Below are 234 nucleotides of genomic sequence, written 5' to 3' on the forward strand. Positions count from 1 at the left end.
GGGTTCGGTTGCTTTGCGACTCTCAGGTGCAGCAACATTGAGTAAGTGGTTAAATGTGGCCACTAAAAATGCCATAGTTTTACCGGTGCCGGTTTGGGCTTGTCCGGCAATATCTTTTGCATTAAGTAAAATAGGTAAAGATAACGCCTGTATTGGCGTGCAAAACTCAAAGCCGTTCTCGTTCAATGCCGCGAGTATTTCGGGCTTTAAAGGGAAGTCGGCGAATTTCTGGGT

General features: G+C 46.2%; 1 protein-coding gene. It reads right to left on the reverse strand.

Features of this window, described 5'->3' with window-relative positions; genetic code table 11:
- On the reverse strand, positions 1-234 hold a 234-nt coding region (locus AAEY79_RS16455), incomplete at both ends, for a DEAD/DEAH box helicase (RefSeq protein WP_352289865.1).

The sequence above is a fragment of the Psychrobacter sp. GW64-MNA-CIBAN-0177 genome, assembly GCF_040309585.1.
Taxonomy (GTDB): Bacteria; Pseudomonadota; Gammaproteobacteria; order Pseudomonadales; family Moraxellaceae; genus Psychrobacter; species Psychrobacter okhotskensis.